This is a genomic window from Rhodococcus sp. CX, assembly GCF_015865005.1.
Taxonomy (GTDB): domain Bacteria; phylum Actinomycetota; class Actinomycetes; order Mycobacteriales; family Mycobacteriaceae; genus Rhodococcus.
This window is the reverse complement of sequence record NZ_JADZGH010000068.1, coordinates 9,837-27,852: the sequence shown is the minus strand read 5'-3', so window position 1 is coordinate 27,852 and position 18,016 is coordinate 9,837. Positions and strand designations below refer to the sequence as shown.

Below are 18,016 nucleotides of genomic sequence, written 5' to 3'. Positions count from 1 at the left end.
GGCACGGCGTCCAGGTGGGCACGGTGGCCGCGGTCCACCCGTCGCCGACGGGCGCGGTCGTCGAACTGAGCCTGTTCCCCGGCGACGCCACCCGTATCCCGGCCGACGTCGGCGCCGACATACGCGCGACCACCGTGTTCGGCGCGAAGTTCGTCTCCCTCACCGACCCCGTCCACCCGACCGGCGAACACCTGCGCGAGGGGTCGGTCCTGCGCGCCGCGAACGTCACGGTCGAGACGAACTCGGTGTTCGAATCCCTGACGTCGGTGCTGCACGCCGTCGACCCGGCCGAACTGAACCAGACGCTCGGTGCCGCCGCGACCGCCCTGCGCGGCCGCGGAGACGATCTCGGCACCGCACTCGACGACACCGGCACGATTCTCGCCCAGGTGAATCCGCGCACGGATGTCCTCGGAGAGGATCTCGCGGCGACACGGTCCGTCGCCGGCACCTACACCGAGGCCGCACCGGCCCTGCTCGACTCGCTCGGCAATCTCACCGTCACCGCCCGCTCCGTCGTCGACCGGGCCGAGGATCTCGACGCGATGCTGCTGTCGGTGATCGGCCTGACCGACACCGCGGTCGGCGTGCTCGAGCCGAACGGACCGGCGATCGTCGGCGTGCTCGATCTGTTGCGGCCCACCGCATCCGTGCTCGAGGAGTATTCGCCCGTGCTGACCTGCTTCTTCCAAGGCGCCGACCAGGCCCGGTTGCTCGCCGAACCGGCCTCCGGCGGCAACGGCAGTTCGATGATGCTCAACTCGTCGCTGTTGCTCGGCTCCGACCCGTACGAGTACCCGCGCAACCTGCCGGTGGTCGCGGCGACCGGCGGACCGCGGTGCGGCGCCCTGCCCGTCGTCACCGCCGCCGAGTCGCCGGCCCCGTACGTGGTGGCGAACACCGGCGCGAACCCGTTCGAGGCGGGCAACACGAGCCCGGTGTTCGTGCCCGGTTCGATCCTCGAACTCCTGCAGGGGCCCGTCCGGTGACCCGCACCGCGACCGCCGCAGCGGCCTACGCGCTGGTGATGCTCACGATCCTCGGCGCGCTGTTCGTCGTGTTCGGGCAGATGCGATTCCAGGACTACACGCGCTACCACGCGGTGTTCGAGGACGTATCCGGACTGCGCACAGGACAATTCGTGCGCGTGGCCGGCGTGGAGGTCGGCCGCGTCACGTCCGTCGAGTTCGCCGACGGCAACCGGATCGCGGTGACGCTCGACGTCGAGGACGTCTACACCCCGACGCGCGCGACCCACGCGACCGTCCGGTACCTCAACCTCGTGGGCGACCGATACCTGGAACTGGCCGACGGTCCCGGCGATACGACCCCGCTCGGCGCCGGTGGGGTGATCGACGTCGACCGCACCTCCCCCGCCCTCGATCTGGACGTGCTGATCGGCAGTTTCAAGCCGCTGTTCCGCGCACTCGATCCGCAACAGGTCAACCAGCTCTCCGCCGATCTCATCTCGGTTCTGCAGGGTCAGGGCGGGACGGTCGAGTCGATCCTGCAGCGCACCGCGTCGCTCACCTCCACCCTCGCCGACCGCGACCGTCTCGTCGGCGACGTCGTCGCGAACCTGAATTCGGTGCTCGCGACCATGGCCGAGCACCGCGACGAGTTCGACGTCTCCCTCGACCGCGCACAGCAGCTCGCGGATCGGCTCGCGCAGGACGGCGCGCTCGTCGCCGAATCCGTCGCGTACATCGATGCGTCGGCCTCCTCGCTAGCGCAACTGCTCACCGTGTCGCACGAACCCCTGGCCGGCGACATCGTCGAAGCCGGACGTCTTGCCGCGCAACTCAACTCGCGCAGCGACACCATCGAGAGCCTCGCGACGCGCCTGCCCGACGCCTACGCCGCACTCACCCGGCTCGGCGCGTACGGCGGGTTCTTCAACTACTACCTGTGCGGCCTGCAGATCAAGCTCAGCGACCCCAGCGGCAACACCGTCACCTCACCGCTGTTCGGGCAGACGACGGGCAGGTGCGCACCGGCATGACCCGTCGATTCCGTGAGATGAACCAGGTCCGCATCGGGGTGATCGGAACGGTCGCGCTCGTCGTGCTCGTGCTCGCTGCCCTGAACTTCGGGTCGTTGCCGTTCGTCGACACCGGCCGCACCTACCACGCCCGGTTCGTCGACGCAGGCGGGCTGAACACCGGTGACGCCGTGCAGGTTTCGGGAAAGGATGCCGGGCGGGTCTCCGCTGTCGAGATCGACGGCGACGCCGTGCGGGTGAGCTTCACCGTCGACGACCGGGTCGTGCTGGGCACCGACACCACCGTGGAGATCGCGACCGCCACCGCGCTCGGCGCCCGGATGCTGCGGGTCCGGCCCGCCGGCCCCGGCGAGGAGTCCGAGGGCACGACCTTCGACCTCGACCGCACCACCGCGCCCTACGAGCTCACCGAGGCGCTCGGCGACCTCGCGACCACCGCCGCGGACATCGACACCGAGCAGGTCGCCGAATCGATGCGGGTGCTCTCGGACACGCTGCGCCGGACCCCGGACGACATCGGGGCGGCCCTGGACGGGGTGCAGCGGTTGTCCACCACGGTCGCCTCCCGCGACGAGTCGCTGCGTGCGCTCCTCGGCAACGCCGAACGGATCACCGCGGTGCTGGCCGAACGCAGCCGGCAGGTCGACGGGCTGATCGTCGACGCCGAGCTGATCCTGCGTGAGCTCGACACCCGGCAACGCTCGCTGGACACCCTGTTCGGCAACGTGAGCGCGCTGTCGATCGAGCTGACGAACCTCGTGGCCGACAACGAAACCCAGCTCGCCCCGACCCTCGAGCAGGTCGACGCCGTGCTCGACGTGCTGACCCGCAACCGCGAGAACATCGCGCTCGCCATCGCGCGGCTCGGCCCGTACGCCACCGAACTCGGTGAGGCCGTCGCCTCGGGCCCGTTCTTCAACTCCTACATCCAGAACCTGCTGCCGCCCGAGCTGATCGAACCGGCCCTGACCGACGCGCTCGAACGCGCCGGCGCCGGCGGAGGTACCCCGTGACCCGCATCCGGCCGCTGCTGCCCTGGCTGATCCCGTTCCTGGTGCTCGGCGTGATCGCCGTCGTGTCCTTCGGGATCGCGCCGTGGCGCTCCACGCACGAGTTCACCGCCGAATTCGCCTCCGCCCGTGGCCTGTACCCCGGCGACGACGTGCGGGTGATGGGCGTCGACGTCGGCCGCGTCACGCGCCTCGAGCCGGACGGCGACCGGGTACGCGTCACGTTCGAGATCGACGCGGACCGGCCGGTGCCCGCCGACGTGAGGGCCGCGGTCGTCGCGCCCACCCTCGTGTCGGCCCGGTTCGTGCAGCTCGCACCCGCCTACACCGGAGGACCACAACTCGATCCGGGTTCGACCATCCCGATCGAGCGCACCGCCGTGCCCGTCGAATGGGACGAGGTGACCCGGCAGCTCGCCGAACTGACCACCGAACTCGGTCCCGCCCCGGACGACCCGCAGGGACCGCTCGGCGAGGTCCTCGACGTCGCCGCGAGGAACGTCGAGGGGCAGGGCCTGGACCTGCGCGCGACCGCCGAGGAGTTGTCGGCGGCGTTGCGCACCGTCTCCGACGGTCGCGGCGACCTGTTCGCGGTTGTCCGCAACCTGCAGGTGTTCGTCGACGCGCTGTCGGACAGTCGCGGGCAGATCGTCGCGTTCAACAACCGGATGGCCTCGGTGACGCAGATCCTCGACGCGAACCGCGACGACATGGGCAGCGCGCTGGGCACGCTCGGCTCCGCTCTCGGTGAGGTCGAACGGTTCGTGCGCGACAACCGCGAGCGGATCGGCGGCACCGTCGACAGGACCGCCGAACTCGCCGAGACGCTCGCGGCCCAGCGGGACGGAATCGCGCAGGTGCTGCACGTCGCGCCGACCGCGCTGTCCAATCTGCAGGGCATCTACCAGCCCGCCCACAACACGGTCGTCTCGGCGCTGGCGCTGACCAACTTCGCCAACCCGGTGCAGTTCATCTGCTCGGCGCTCGCGGCCGCGGAGGACGTCGACGCGCACACCGGGTCGGATTGATCATGATCGGTGGATAGTCGACGGCGAGCAGATGCAGGATCGGACCGAGTTGCTGCACACACAGTTCCGACCCGGGGTGTCGGCGCGCTGCCCGACCAGCTCGTGTACACCGAACCGGGACTGGCCCCGGTGTCCTCCGGCTCCGATCTCGAGGACCTGCTTCTTCCGGGAGGGCGATGAGAACCGCACGCACGGCCCTGCTGCTGGTCCCGCTCGTCCTGGCGACGAGCGCGTGCGAGTGGCGTGGGGTCAACTCGCTGACGTTGCCGGGTACCCGCGGCCACGGCGACGGCGCCTACAGCGTCGACATCGAGATGCCGAACGTCACGACCCTGGAACGGAATTCGAGAGTCCGGGTCGCGGATGTCACGGTCGGCCGGGTGGACGACATCCGGCTCGACGGCGGTCACGCCGTGGTGACGGTGGTGCTCGACGGCGGCACCGCACTGCCCGCGAACGCGACCGCGAAGATCGGGCAGACGAGCCTGCTCGGGTCGGCGCATCTCGAGCTCGCCCCGCCGCTCACCGAATCGCCCACCGGCACACTGGAGGACGGTGACGTCATCCCCCTCGAGCGCGCCGGGCTGTTCCCCACCACCGAGCAGACCCTGTCGGCGTTGTCACTGGTGCTCAGCGGCGGTGGCCTGGCCCAGGCCCAGGAGATCTCCCGCGAGCTGAATCTCGCCCTGACCGGGCGCGAGGAGTCGGTGCGCGCCCTGCTCGGGCAGCTCGACGTCGCGCTCACCGGTCTCGACGATCAGAAGGCGCAGATCGTGGGGGCGATGGAATCCCTCGACGCGCTCGCGGTCGAGGTGTCCGCGCAGAACCAGGCGCTCGCCGACGCCACCGATGCGCTCGCCCCGGCACTGGACGAATTGTCTTCTCGCCGCGACGATCTGACGCGGTCCTTGACGTCGCTCGGCGATCTGGGGCGGATCGCCGGCGACCTCGTCGACGCGTCCGGGGACGATGTCGTGGCGAATCTGCGTGATCTCGAGCCGGTGATGGCCTCGCTCACCGCGGCCGGGGATTCGCTCACCGAATCGCTCCGCTACCTGCTCACCTTCCCGTTCCCGATCGACACCTACCGCAATGCCGTGCGCGGCGACTACGCGAACGGCACGGTGATCCTGGACCTGACGTTGCCGACGCTCGAGAATGCGCTGTTGCTCGGCACCCCGTTCGAGAACGCGCTCACCGGTCCGCCCGCCGCGATCCCGCCCGTCCCGACCGATGTGTCCGCCCCGGACCCGATGGGCCTGCTCGCCCAACTTCTGGGGGTTCCCCGATGATGCCGTCCGTCCGCAACCGGCTGATCGTGTTCCTCACGGTCGGTATCGCCGCGATCGTCGCCGTCGGCGTGTGGTTCGTGCAGGTGCCCGCGCAGCTCGGGATCGGCCGCTACGTGGTGCGCCTGGACCTCGCCGACGCGGGCGGTCTGTATCCGACCGCGAACGTCACCTATCGGGGCGTGACGATCGGCCGGGTCACCGAGGTCCGGATGACCGATGACGGCGCCGAAGCCACCCTGTCGCTCGACTCGTCGGTGCCCGTCCCGGCGTCGACCGCCGCCGAGATCCGCAGCATGTCGGCGATCGGTGAGCGCTATGTCGATCTCGTGCCGGACGACGCGAACACTCCGTATCTGGCGGACGGCGACGTCCTGCCCCGCGACCGCGTGACCCTGCCCGAGCCGGTCGACCGGGCCATCGACCGGCTCGACGACACCCTGCAGGCGGTCGGGGCGGACCGGTTGGCCGTCCTGCTCGACGAGGCGCACACCGCGATCGGCGCCTCCGGCGACGACCTGCGGACACTGGTGGATTCGGCGACCGCGGTCGCCGGGGAGGGCGCCGACAACGCCGACGAGACCGGCGCGCTCATCGACGGCGCCGGTCCGCTGCTGCAGACCCAGATCGACTCGTCGTCCGCGATCGGGCAGTGGGCGTCGGCATTGGCCGGCACCACCGGCACGTTGCGCGATGCGGATCCGGCCGTGCGGGCGCTCGTCGACCGGGCCGCTCCCGCCGCCGACGAGGTCAGCGCGGGGTTCCAGCGCATCGAGCCGACGCTGCCGCTGCTGCTCGCCAACCTCGTGTCGGTGGAACAGGTTGCCGCCGTCTACAACCCGGGCGTCGAACAGATCCTTGTGCTGTTCCCGTCCATCATGGCGTCCACCCAGTCCGCGGCCCTGCCGAACGTCGACAATCCGTCGCAGAACACGTTCTTCGTCAACTCGTACAACGACCCGCCGCCGTGCATCGAGGGGTTCCTGCCGCCCGAACAGCGCCGCTCTCCCACCGAACTCGATGTGCCGGAGACGCCGCCCGATCTGTACTGCAAGCTGCCGTCGGACGATCCGGTCGCGGTGCGCGGCGCCCGGAACCTACCGTGCCTCGAATTCCCGGGCCTGCGCGGCGCGACGGTGCAGACCTGCCGGGAGCAGGCCGCGGAGCAGGGTGTCGCCGGGGCGGTCGCGGGAACCTACGATCCGATCACCGGGGTGTACACGGGCTCGGACGGAAAACGGTACGTGCAGGGAGATCTCGCGGGCGGCGCGCCGCGGACGCTGGAGGATCTGCTGCTGCCGACCGGGTAGCCGCCGGTGCGGCGCGGAAAGCGCCGCACCGGGCGGAGATCAGGCGGTCGCGGCCTCGTTGAACTTTTCGAGCGTGCCGGTCGCCTCGAGGTACTCCTGCACCCAGCGTTCGATGACCGCGGAGGACTTCTCGACCTTGGTGAGCTGGCCGACGACCTGGCCGACGGGGTTGAACGCGACGTCGACGGTCTCGTCCGGGTACTTGTGGGTGGCGGCCACCGCCATACCGGACACCATGTACTGCAACGGCATTCCGAGCGGCTTCGGGTTGCCTTCCTTCTCCCATGCCTCGGTCCAGTCGTTGCGCAGCATGCGGCACGGCTTGCCGGTGAACGAGCGGCTGCGCACGGTGTCGCGGCTGGTGGCCTTCGCGTAGGCGGCCTGCTGGACGGGGGTGTTCTCCGCTTCCTCGACCATCAGCCACTGCGAACCGGACCACGCGCCCTGCGCACCCAGCGCGAGCGCGGCGGCGATCTGCTGGCCGCTGCCGATGCCGCCGGCGGCCAGCACCGGGATCGGCGCGACCTCCTTGACGACCTGCGGCCACAGCACGATCGACCCGACCTCACCGCAGTGGCCGCCACCCTCGCCGCCCTGCGCGATGATGATGTCCACGCCGGCGTCGGCGTGCTTGCGGGCCTGCGCCGGCGAGCCGCACAGCGCGGCGACCTTGCGGCCGGAGTCGTGGATGTGGGCGATCATGTCCGCCGGCGGGGTGCCCAGCGCGTTGGCGATGAGAGTGACCTTCGGATGCTGCAGCGCGACCTCGACCTGAGGGGTCGCGGTGGCCTCGGTCCAGCCGAGGAGCTGCAACGCGTTATCGTCACCGTCCTCGGACAGCGGCACGCCGTGGTCGAGGAGGATCTTGCGTCCGAAATCGAGGGTTTCCTGCGGCACCATCGACTGCAGCATCTTCGTGAGTTCTTCGGCGGACAGGTTCGAGTCCATGCCCTCGTACTTGTTCGGGATGACGATGTCGACGCCGTACGGGTGGTCGCCGATGTGCTCGTCGATCCAGTTCAGCTCCACTTCGAGCTGCTCGGGCGTGAACCCGACGGCGCCGAGGACGCCGAAGCCACCGGCCTTGGAGACGGCCACGACGACGTCGCGGCAGTGGGTGAACGCGAAGATGGGGAACTCGATTCCGAGTTCGTCGCAGAGCGGGGTGTGCATTCGGCACTCCTTCGAGGACGCGAGTCGCATATTGGAACGTGTTCTACTCTAGTTGCGACGCGTCGAAATAGGGAGGCCCTTCGTCCACTCGCTCCCCGGGTGACGGGGAGGCGAGGCGGTCAGATGGTGCCGGCGGCCTTCAACTCCGCCTGCTGCTGCTCGGTGAGACCGAGCAGGTCGCCCCACACCGCGGCGTTGTCGTAGCCGGCGATCGGTGCACCGGCACGACGCACGCCGCCGGGGGTTCCGGCGAGCACCGGGACGACGCCGGGACCGAGAACCTCGGAGCCGGTGCGCTCGTCGTGGTGTTCGACGAGCATGCCGCGCGCGCGGAACTGTTCGTCGGCGACGACCTCCGCGACGGTGTTGACCGGTCCGGCCACCACCCCGCTTGCCGCGAGGTGTTCGAGCAGGTCGTCGAGCTTCCACTGCGCCGCCCACGCGCCGATCAGGTCGTCGAGTTCGTCCTGGTGCACGCCGCGCGCGAGGTGATCGGCGAAGCGCACGTCGTCGGCCAGTTCCGGGCGGTCCATCGCGGCGCACAGCCGCCGGAACACGGTGTCCTGGTTGGCGGCGATGACGATCCACATGTCGTCGCCGGTGCGGTACAGGTTGGACGGGGCGATGCCCTCGAGGCGGGTTCCCGACGGTCCACGCACCACACCGGCGGTGTCGTAGTCGGGAATTACCGATTCCTGGATGGCCAGGCAGGATTCGGTGAGCGCGACGTCGACGACCTGCCCGCGGCCGGTGCGTGCGCGGGAGACGAGCGCCGCGAGGATGCCCTGGACGGCGAACATGCCGGCCAGGGAATCCCCGAGGGACAGCGCCAGCCGCGGCGGGGCCTGGCCCGGGTAGCCGTTGAGGTGCCGCAGCCCGGATTCCGCCTCGGCGACCGAGGCGTATCCCGCCTGTCCCGCCTTGGGGCCGGTCTGCCCGTAACCGGAGACGCGGGCCAGCACGATGCCGGGATTGATCCCGGACAGCACGTCGTAGCCGAGGCCCCACTTCTCGAGGGTGCCGGGACGGAAGTTCTCGACGATGACGTCCGACTCGGCGACCAGTCGCCGGAACAGGTCCTGTCCCTCGGGCGACCGCAGATCGAGGGTCACGCACCGCTTGTTGCGGGCGTGGACGGTCCAGAAGAACCGGTGCCCGTCCTTCTCGCCCTGCCCCCACGTGCGCAGCGGGTCGGGACGCTTCGGGTCCTCGATCTTGATGACGTCGGCGCCCATGTCGCCGAGCAGCCGCCCGGCGAACGGCCCGGCGATCAGGGTGCCCAGTTCGAGCACCCTGATCCCGTCGAGCGCGCCCGCTTGCGTCGCCGAGTTCTGCTGCGCCGAGTCGTGCTGTGTCACTGCCGTATTCCGTTCGTCTCGCGGGTCAGTACCCGAGGTGTACCGTCTTCTCCTCGGTGAACGCCTCGAGACCGCTGCGGCCGAGTTCACGCCCGATACCGCTGGCCTCACGTCCGCCCCAGGGCAGGCTCGGGTCGGGAACACCCCAGCCGTTGACCCACACGGTACCGACCCGAAGCTGCGGGATCACGCTGTGCACGGTCGACAGGTTCTGGCTGAAGATGAACGCGTTGAGCCCGTACTTGGTGGTGTTCGCCAGCCGCACGGCCTCCTCGGTGGTCTTGAACGTGATGACGGTCGCGACCGGACCGAAGATCTCCTCGCGGGCGATCGTCAGCTCGTTGTGCCCGCGGAAGACGGTGGGCTCGACGAAGAAGCCGCGGTCGCCGACCCGCCCGCCGCCGGTCAGCAGCTCGGCTCCCTCGGCGCGACCCTTCTCGATGTAGCCGAGGATCCGATCGAGCTGCTTGCGGTTGACGATGGTGCCCTGCGTCGTCGCCGCGTCGAAGGGGTCACCGACGACGGCTCCGCGGGCGAACTCGACGAGTCCCTCGACGACCTGGTCGGCGATCGATTCGTGCACGATGACGCGGGTGCCGGCCGCGCACACCTGGCCCTGGTGGTAGAAGTTGCCCATCGCGATCCACGGCAGCGACGCCTCGAGGTCGGCGTCCGGGAAGATCAGCTGGGGCGCCTTGCCGCCGAGCTCGAGGGTGACCTTGCGGAACTTCTCACCCGCGAGCGAGGTGATGGTCTTGCCGACGGCGGGGCTGCCGGTGAAGGTGATCTTGTCGATGCCCTCGTGCGCGGCGAGCGCGGCGCCCGCCTCCGGCCCGAGGCCCGGCACGACGTTGAACGCGCCGTCCGGCACGCCCGCCTCGGCGAGCAGGTCGGCGAGCTTCAGGGTGGACAGCGACGCGTCCTCGGCGGGCTTGACGACGACCGAGCACCCGGCGGCCAGCGCGGGGGCGACCTTCCACGCGGCGACGACCGTCGGGTTGTTCCACGGGGTGATCGCGCCGACCACGCCGAGCGGCTGACGCAGGGTGTAGCCGAAGCGGTGCTGCGGTCCCACGTCGGGGAGCAGGATCGCTTCGCCGGCGATCTTGTCGGCCCACCCGGCGTAGTGCCGGAACGAGGCCGCCGCGGCGGGGATGTCGCCGGCGACGGTGTCGGCGTACAGCTTGCCCATCTCGGCGGTTTCGAGGGCGGACAGTTCGGGTGCGTGCTGTTCGATGAGATCGGCTGCGCGCGAGAGGATCCGGCCGCGTTCGGCGCCGGGCATCTGCGACCACGCGCCGTCCTCGAAGGTGGCCCGGGCGGCGTCGACGGCGGCGTCGATGTCCTCGGCGCGACCTTCACCTCCGTCAACCCGGCGAACGAGGAACCGGTCGCGCCGGAGCGCGCGGGGACGGCGCGGCCGCCGATGCGCAGCAACGGTTCCGGCACCACGACGGGATGCGGTGTGGGGGCAGTGGTGGTTTCGGTCATCTTGAACTCCTAGGGTGAGGGCGGAGCGAAACGACGAGCGAGTCCTGACCACGACGAGTCGTAGTCGGGTTGACGGTGGGCCGCCGCGAGGGCGGTGTCGGTGACGGCCAGCGGCAGCCGGGTCTCGAACATGAACGACATGGTGTTCTCGAGCTTGACGGGGGCGAGTTCCGCGGCACTCGCGAGTTCGAACGTCTCCAGGTCCGGTCCGTGCGCGCCCCACTGGTTGTGCAGCGACGCGCCGCCGGGAACGAACCCTTCGGCCTTCGAATCGTGCCTGCCACGAACGAGTCCCATGAACTCCGTCATGACGTTGCGGTGGAAGTGCGGCGGGCGGAAGGTGTGTTCGCCGACGACCCAGCGTTCGGGGAACACCGCGAAATCCACGTTCGCCTGCCCCGGAATCGGGGTGGCCGAGGTCAGCACGGTGAAGATCGACGGGTCCGGGTGGTCCCAGCCGCCGGTGGTCATGACGTTGAACCGGGAGATGTCGTACTTGTACGCGCCGTGCGTGCCGTGCCACGCGACGACGTCGAGCGGCGAGTGGCCGAGTTCGGTGGCCCACAGGTGCCCGCCGAACTTCTGGACGAGTTCGAAGGTGCCGACACGGTCCTCGTACCACGCCGTCGGGTACAGGAAGTCGCGGGCGTGCGCGAGGCCGTTCGCGCCGATCGGTCCGAGTTCGGGCAGTTCGAATGCGGCACCGTAGTTTTCGCACACGTATCCGGTGGCGGCCGCGTCGAGCAGCTCGACCCGGAACCGCACGGCACGTCCGACGACGGCGATCTCACCGGGCGCGACCGCCAGGCGGCCGAACTCGGTGCACAGCAGCAGTTCCCCGTCCTGCGGCACGAACAGCATCTCGCCGTCGGCGTTCACGAAGTACCGGTCCGTCATCGACTCGGTGATCGCGTACAGGTGCACGGCGATCCCGTTGCGGGAGAGGACGTCCCCGTTGACCGCGTAGGTGGTGACGCCGTCGACGAAGTCGCGTCCCGCGGTGGGTACCGGCTGCGGGTCCCACCGCAGCCGGTTCGGGGTCACCAGTCCCCCGGTCAGGGGCGCCGACGCCCAGTTCCCGTCGTCGATGCGCCGGAACGCGGGGTGCGCGGCCGACGGCATGATCCGGTACGTCCAGGTGCGCCTGTTGATTCCGCGTGGTTCGGTGAACGCCGTCGCGGAATGCTGTTCGGCGTAGAGCCCGTACGGGGCGCGCTGCGGCGAGTTCTGGCCCCACGGCAGCGCCCCCTCGATCGCCTCGCTGTGGTGTTCGTTGCCGAACCCGTGGAGGTAGTCGAGGTCCACCGAACCGGCCGTCACGTCAGGGCAACCATTTCGTGCAGCGTCGAGCCGTGCCGCTCCTGGGTCAGGCCGTCGACGGACACCGACAGGGAGAAGTCGGAACGGAACCGGAAGTACCCGGGCCGGCCGAGGAGCCGGTTGACGATCGGCTTGATCAGCGGGCTCGCCGCGAGTGGAATGTCCTCGAGCAGGTTGTGCGCGTGCACGATCTCGCGGACGTCCAGCCTGACGTCGAGCACATCCGGGATGCGGATCCGCAGCCACGTCGGGTAGGTGCGATCGGCGACGGGGTCGAACACGGTGGGCCCCTCGGTCATCTCGACCTCGCCGTTGCTGACGATCACCTCGCTACCGCGCGCGACCATCACCGGCTGCGACCAGTGATTGCCGTACTTCTTCTGCGTGTGCACCATCGCGTAGACCAGGGTGAAGTCGTCGGTGTACAACCGGCCCCAGTACCACTTGTCGATGATCCGCTTCATGTCGCCCACGCCCCAGTTGTGGTCGTGGTAGCCGCGGCCGGCGACGGTGGTGGTCTCGCCGTCGACGGTCACCGTGCCGGCGACCTTCGCGCGGGGCGCGCCGACGACCCAGGCGAAGAACTCGCGGTCGTTGTAGCTGGTCTGCCCGCGACCGGGCATCCACGGCGGTACCTCGGCGGTGAACGTGAGATCGAACCCGAGATCACCCTCGGCGACCTTCACCCGGTAGACGGGCAGGCCGCTCTCCTCGCCGGTCAGGCGGGCGAAGTTCGTTCCGACCCGCACGTCGCACTTCTCGGTGGACACCGCGAGATCCTCGTCGGTGAACTGCCGGACCACCTCGCGGCGCTTGCCGTCCGGGCTGTAGACGTGGATCTCCACACCGGGCTTGCGATGCACGAGTTCCCGGGTCTGCAGCATCGCGACGACGATGCGGCCGTCGTCGAGGTGTGCGTCGAAGTACCAGTGTTCGAAGGCGTGCTTGTCGGTCGACGGATGGGCTCCGTTGTCGCTCGGTGCGACGGTCGTGATCTCGCCGTCGCGTCGGCCCGGCCCGTTCCAGGCCTCGACGATCTGTAGTGCAGCCACAGTGTCCCTTCCCAGTGGTGGCGGTGTCAGCGTCGCAGTGCGCCGCTGGGCGGTGTCAGCGTCGCAGTGCGCCGCTGGGCGGTGTCAGCGTCGCAGTGCGCCGCTGGCGTCGAATTGTGCTTCGCGTCCCTGCATCTGCGCCCGGTACCAGTTCTCGCGGTGGGCGACCATGATCTTCTCGTGCACCTCGGCGACGCCGGGGACGAAGCGGCGGGCCAGTTCCATCGCGGTGATGAGCGGGAACCGGGCGATCGGAATGATCAACCACGGCAGCACCTTCGGCATCGAGTACTTGCGGCGGGTGCCGGGCGCCATGTAGATCGCCGAGTACACGGAGTTGATGCGGAAGTTGTAGGCCTCGCGCAGGCGGGTCAGGCCGCGGTGTCCGTCGCGCGGTGCGAACGCCTGCGGGTACGACTCGATCAGTTCCTTGCCGTGTTTTCCCGAGTCGTGCGAGCGGGACACCATGGTGGTCGCGAGTGCCCGCAGGCTGTCGCCGATGGTTTCCGGGTACCAGCGCAGTCGCACCCCGAGCAGGTAGCCCATGTACTTCTGGAAGTGGATGAGTGCGCGGATCTCCCGCGGGGTGGTCTGGTACCCGAGCACCCACAGCGCCAGGCCGGGGGTGACGCTGCCGGCGATGAGGGTGAGCATCATGTAGGTCTGGCTGATGGGCAGACCCCACTTGGACTGGTCCCACTCGGGATGGTTCGCCACCCGGGAGCGGACGGACACGTGCATCACGCGCACCTTCAGTGCGGTGGCGCGGCCCTTCGATCCGGGGGTCAGCAGCGCGCCGGGTTCGGACACGTCCATCCAGAAGCGGCAGGTTTCGAGGAATCGGCGCAGCGCGTTGTCCCCGGCGTAGCCACCGGCCAGCGACAGCGGTGTCGCGACCGCGGCCTCGGTGTAGATCTCGAGGGTTTCGGCGCCGGCGAAGCTGAACAGCATGGTGCCCCAGCGTCGCCAGATCGCCGCGCCCTGCTCGACGAGTTCCGGTTGCACCCAGTCGGGCACGGTTTCGAACTCCTCGAACAGCGCGCGCATCGACTCGGGTGCGTCGGGCACCGCGTCGATGCCGTCGGCGAGGGCGATCTCGAGCATTTCGCGCGTCCGCTTCGGCCCGGTCTCCCCGTGGTAGACCTCCTCGACGAATCGTTCCGCGGTGGGGTCACCGCTGTAGAGGTCGTTGCACAGGGCGCGGGCCTGTTCGTCGGTCGGCAGGATGTCGAAACCGGTGAGTTTCAACACGAGTCGCCGCATCCGCTGGACACGTTCGGTCGCAACGGATTCCCAGTACGGGAACGCGGACGGGCAGCGGTCGATCTCGTCGGGTGTCTCACGCGCGATGGTGCCGGTCATGCCGGGACCTCCTGGTTCCGATCGTCGAGGACGGTGCGGCGGATCCAGGCGGCGAGGCGGGTGACGACGTCGTTCAGCCCGCCGGGCTGGTCCACCAGATAGTGGTTGAGGCCGCGCATCTCGATCAGTTCGGCGTCGCGGGGCAGCGCGGCGTGCATGAGCCGCGAGTCCTCGGCGAACGCGGCCTGGTCGCCGAGCAGGCTCATGACCATCGTCGGGGCGTGCACCGACTGCAGGTCGGTGAGCGCGTCGGCGTTGGTGTGGTCGGGACTCCACGTGCTCAGCCAGCTGCGGACGGTCACGAACCGGGCGAGCCCGCCGGCGGCGGTGTTCGCGGCCTTCGGATCGCCGTACATGCTGCCAAGCTCGCGGTCGCTGGGGTCGATCGTCAGGTCGACGAAGCGCGGGTCGGCGACGGTGCGGTGCACGACGAAGCCGCGGTCGGAGGCGCCGGTGCGGTTCAGGTCGTCGAGCTGGTCGAGCGCCCAGGCGTCGATGCGGCGCATGCGGGCCAGCTGCGCGTCGCGGTACTGCTGCACCCACTCGGGGTCGAGCGGCGCGGTCCGCGCGTACAGGTCGAGGTCGGGGTCGGTGAGGTACGGATCGGCCTCGTCGACGACGGCACCGTCGATCCAGTGCCGCAGCACCCGCGCCCGGCCGGGGTGGGCTCCGACCAGCATCAGCGCGTCGGCGGGCCGCAACCCGGCCGACGCGAAGGGCGCCGGATCCCCCGCGGGAGTCTCGGTGACGGTCGGGTTCTCGGCCTGCGACTGGTAGAAGGAGGCGAGCGAGCCGCCGCCGCTGAACCCGAGCAGCACGACCTTCTCGAAGCCGAGTTCGTCGGCCATCCAGCGCACCCCGGTGCCGAGGTCGAAGGCGGCGCGCTCCATGATGAGCGCCGGTTCGTTCGACGCGTAGCGGGTGTTGAGCCCCATCGCGGGGATGCCCTGCTCGGCGATCGCCTTCAGCAGGAAATGGCTGAGGAAGTTCGATGCGGGATGACACATGATCACCCCTACTTCGGTCGAATATCCTTCTTCCGCCACCAGATTGGCGTGCAGCGTCGGGTAGTGGCGGCTCAGTCCGGAATGCATCTCGACGCGGCCGTCGTTCGCGGGTTCGTACGGGATGCGCTGGAAGTGGTCGCGGATCTCGGTCGTGGAAGTCATGTCACCGTCCGGTATTTCAGCATCATGTCGTGGTCTTCGTGGTCGAGGATGTGGCAGTGCCACACGTAGCCCTGCAGCGTGTGCATGTCGGAGTGCTCCCGGTGGGCGGCCTGCTCGGTGTGGCCGTGATCGACGTCGCCGATGGTCTGGACCAGGTCCGTGGCGAAGGTGGCGTCCGGGTCGAAGCCGAGTTCCTCGGCGGTCGGGAATCGAACCACGATCCGCGTCACCGAGTTCGGGTCGCAGATGACCGTGTCCTTGAATCCGGTCTCCCACGGTTGCGGTCCGCGCAGCGGCTCGACGACGAACGGATCCGGGTCCGGGGTCCACTTGATCCCGAGCGGCGGCTGCGGCTGGCGCGCGCACATCGCGAGGGTGTTGATCGCCTGCCGCCCCAGGACGCGGAAGGTCACCAGGTGCAGGTGCACCGGGTGCGGGTCCGGGGTGGCGTTGACGATGTTCCACTGCTCGACGGTGCCCTGCCGCGGCATCTCGATGTCGTCGCTGTGGAAGCGAAGGTTGTTGAGCGACATGATCGACGGCGGCAGGCGCGCGTCCGACGGCTGGCTCAACGACACGTTCCGCACGACCTGCGGTTGCGGGATCGAACCCACGGGGTGGGGCTGCCCCGCTCCCCCACGGAGGGTCGCGGGAACCGGACCGGTGAATCCGCGCACCGCCTCCGCCCGGAAGCGCATGAACACCGGCATCCGCACCGCGCCGATCTGCGCGGCCTGGGGTGCGGCGTCCTCGGTGTTGCGGAGTTCGACGGTGGAACCGGCTTCGACCAACCCGAAATCGACGAGCAGGTCGGCACGTTCGCCCGGCGAGAGCCGGATCCGGGTGGTCGCGGCGGGTGCGTCGAGCAGTCCGCCTTCCATGCCGATGACCCAGAACACCATGCCGTTGGAGAAACTCAGGTCCCACACACTGAACGAGGCGGCGTTGAGCAGGCGCAGCCGGTAGAGACCCCGCGCGACGCGAGCCTCGGGCCAGATCTTGCCGTTGACGACGCCGACGTCTCCGACGGCGCCGCCCTCCCAACGACCCTGCGGCACGATCGGGGTGGAACGGATGGACTGCGAACCGTCGCTGTCGACGATCTTCTCCTGCAGCACCAGCGGCAGGTCGAACTCGCCGGAGGGCAGGCCGAGCGGGTTTCCGGGCTCGCCCGTGTCGAACTCGTCGCGCAGCTGGTAGATGCCGGCGAGCCCGGCATAGACGTTGAGCCGGGTGACCGCCATCGCGTGGTCGTGGTACCACAGCATCCCGGCTTCCTGCCGGTTCGGGAAGCGGTAGGTCATGCCCTGACCGGGTCTCGAGACCAGCTCCGGGTGACCGTCGGACGCGGGCGGGGTGACCCCGCCGTGCAGGTGCAGCGAGGTCGGGATCTCGACGCGGTCGCGTTCGCTCAGCCCGTGCAGCGTGGTGTCGAAGTCGGGAGCGAAAGGATGGGCACTCAACCGGTTTCGGTACCGGACCTCGGTGGGCTGGCCGCGGTGCGCGGTGATGACCGGACCGAGATAGCCGTCGCCGTAGGCGAGGGTCGCGCCGGGCGGGAGGTCGCGGTGGAAGCTGTGGGTGGAGCTGACGGCGTCGATCTCGATCGTCGATCCGCTGACCTGCTCGAGCACCGGCAGTTCGTCGACGAACGGTGCGAGGGTCGGGGAACGGAACAGCAGGGGCCGGCCGATGTCGGGGCCGTCGGCGGTCGCACGACCGGTGAGAAGTCCGGTCGCCCCGACTCCTGCCCCCACGGCGATTCCCGTGAGAAGTGTTCTGCGACTGAGTTTTCGCATCGAGATGCTTCCATGACGAGCCCTGCGCGGACGAATGGGAAAGGCGGCCGGTCGTGATCCGAGCCACACAGTACCATAGGGTATGGTTCAGTCAAGATCGCTGCGACCAGGCACGATGAGGTCGCGCCGCTCCCCCGGTGACGCTCGAAGGAGAACTGTGCGACGACTTTTCGCCCGGGCATGGATCCTGGCCGCGGCGGCCGGCCTGTGCGCCCCCGCCGCGGCCACCGCGACCCCGGCAGCAGACCCGTGTGCCGAGCCGACAACGCCGCCGGTCGTACTGGTCCACGACATCGCATCCGATGCCGGTGCCTGGGACGAACTGGCCGCCGATCTCGGGACCGCCGGCCGGTGCATCCTGGCGATCACCTGGGGCGCACCCGAACCCGCCCACGTTCCCGTGCCGTTCGCGGGACTGCGCGGAGTGGATGCCGGTGCGCGCGACCTCGCCGCCGCCCTCGCAGGCGCCGGCACCGTGGACGTCGTCGCCCACGGCGTCGGCGGTCTCGTCGTCCAGCGTTATCTGCAGGATCACGGATCGCGGTCGGTACGGTCGCTGACGACGCTCGGCCCGATCTGGGACGGCACCGAGATCGGTGGACTCGCCGCCGCCGAGGAAGTCAGCCGCCGAATCGGGACATACGACCTGGTGC

Annotated in this window: 15 protein-coding genes; 7 read left to right on the top strand and 8 right to left on the bottom strand. The window is 69.7% G+C overall.

The genetic code is table 11. From position 1 onward, the window contains the following. The 6 genes from I0Q12_RS07140 to I0Q12_RS07115 all read left to right on the top strand — a co-directional run. A partial coding sequence (locus tag I0Q12_RS07140) for an MCE family protein (protein WP_197251270.1) occupies positions 1-989 on the top strand: 989 nt, incomplete at its 5' end. Next, positions 986-2,002: an MlaD family protein gene (locus tag I0Q12_RS07135; RefSeq protein ID WP_307846090.1), complete on the top strand. Its 1,017-nt coding sequence runs from the start codon at positions 986-988 to the stop codon at positions 2,000-2,002. The genes I0Q12_RS07140 and I0Q12_RS07135, both read left to right, overlap by 4 nt. Next, positions 1,999-3,015, top strand: a complete 1,017-nt coding sequence (locus I0Q12_RS07130) for an MCE family protein (RefSeq protein ID WP_231610176.1) — start codon at positions 1,999-2,001, stop codon at positions 3,013-3,015. Before I0Q12_RS07135 ends, I0Q12_RS07130 begins: the two co-directional genes overlap by 4 nt. Continuing rightward, on the top strand, positions 3,012-4,040 hold the full coding sequence (locus I0Q12_RS07125; RefSeq protein ID WP_307846089.1) for an MCE family protein: 1,029 nt from the start codon (positions 3,012-3,014) through the stop codon (positions 4,038-4,040). Before I0Q12_RS07130 ends, I0Q12_RS07125 begins: the two co-directional genes overlap by 4 nt. A 176-nt stretch (positions 4,041-4,216) precedes the next feature. Continuing rightward, positions 4,217-5,332, top strand: coding sequence for an MCE family protein (locus I0Q12_RS07120; protein WP_197251268.1), 1,116 nt, complete (start codon positions 4,217-4,219; stop codon positions 5,330-5,332). Then, positions 5,329-6,639, top strand: a complete 1,311-nt coding sequence (locus I0Q12_RS07115; RefSeq protein ID WP_197251267.1) for an MCE family protein — start codon at positions 5,329-5,331, stop codon at positions 6,637-6,639. The genes I0Q12_RS07120 and I0Q12_RS07115 overlap by 4 nt, the downstream gene beginning before the upstream one ends. Positions 6,640-6,678: 39 nt before the next feature. On the opposite strand, the gene I0Q12_RS07110 is transcribed toward I0Q12_RS07115, so the two are convergent. The 8 genes from I0Q12_RS07110 to I0Q12_RS07075 form a co-directional block, all read right to left on the bottom strand. Continuing rightward, positions 6,679-7,812, bottom strand: coding sequence for a nitronate monooxygenase (locus tag I0Q12_RS07110; RefSeq protein WP_197251266.1), 1,134 nt, complete (start codon positions 7,810-7,812; stop codon positions 6,679-6,681). 119 nt (positions 7,813-7,931) lie between these two features. Further along, positions 7,932-9,170: a CoA transferase gene (locus I0Q12_RS07105; RefSeq protein WP_197251265.1), complete on the bottom strand. Its 1,239-nt coding sequence runs from the start codon at positions 9,168-9,170 to the stop codon at positions 7,932-7,934. A gap of 25 nt (positions 9,171-9,195) precedes the next feature. Then, positions 9,196-10,713 (bottom strand): aldehyde dehydrogenase family protein, encoded by a 1,518-nt coding sequence (locus I0Q12_RS07100; RefSeq protein WP_307846088.1) that lies wholly within the window; start codon positions 10,711-10,713, stop codon positions 9,196-9,198. Further along, positions 10,671-11,981, bottom strand: a complete 1,311-nt coding sequence (gene hmgA / locus I0Q12_RS07095) for a homogentisate 1,2-dioxygenase (protein ID WP_307846087.1) — start codon at positions 11,979-11,981, stop codon at positions 10,671-10,673. The genes I0Q12_RS07100 and hmgA overlap by 43 nt, the downstream gene beginning before the upstream one ends. After that, the gene (locus I0Q12_RS07090; RefSeq protein ID WP_307846086.1) at positions 11,978-13,033 is read right to left on the bottom strand and encodes a lipocalin-like domain-containing protein; all 1,056 of its coding nucleotides are present in this window, start codon (positions 13,031-13,033) and stop codon (positions 11,978-11,980) included. Before I0Q12_RS07090 ends, hmgA begins: the two co-directional genes overlap by 4 nt. Positions 13,034-13,117: 84 nt before the next feature. Continuing rightward, positions 13,118-14,395, bottom strand: a complete 1,278-nt coding sequence (locus I0Q12_RS07085; RefSeq protein ID WP_197251264.1) for an oxygenase MpaB family protein — start codon at positions 14,393-14,395, stop codon at positions 13,118-13,120. Next, on the bottom strand, positions 14,392-15,564 hold the full coding sequence (locus I0Q12_RS07080) for an alpha/beta fold hydrolase (RefSeq protein WP_197251263.1): 1,173 nt from the start codon (positions 15,562-15,564) through the stop codon (positions 14,392-14,394). Before I0Q12_RS07080 ends, I0Q12_RS07085 begins: the two co-directional genes overlap by 4 nt. Beyond that, positions 15,561-17,363: a multicopper oxidase family protein gene (locus I0Q12_RS07075; protein ID WP_197251262.1), complete on the bottom strand. Its 1,803-nt coding sequence runs from the start codon at positions 17,361-17,363 to the stop codon at positions 15,561-15,563. Before I0Q12_RS07075 ends, I0Q12_RS07080 begins: the two co-directional genes overlap by 4 nt. 157 nt (positions 17,364-17,520) lie before the next feature. Between I0Q12_RS07075 and I0Q12_RS07070 the strand changes: the two genes are divergently transcribed. Further along, positions 17,521-18,016 (top strand): esterase/lipase family protein (locus I0Q12_RS07070; RefSeq protein WP_374068608.1); only part of this gene is annotated, 496 nt, incomplete at its 3' end.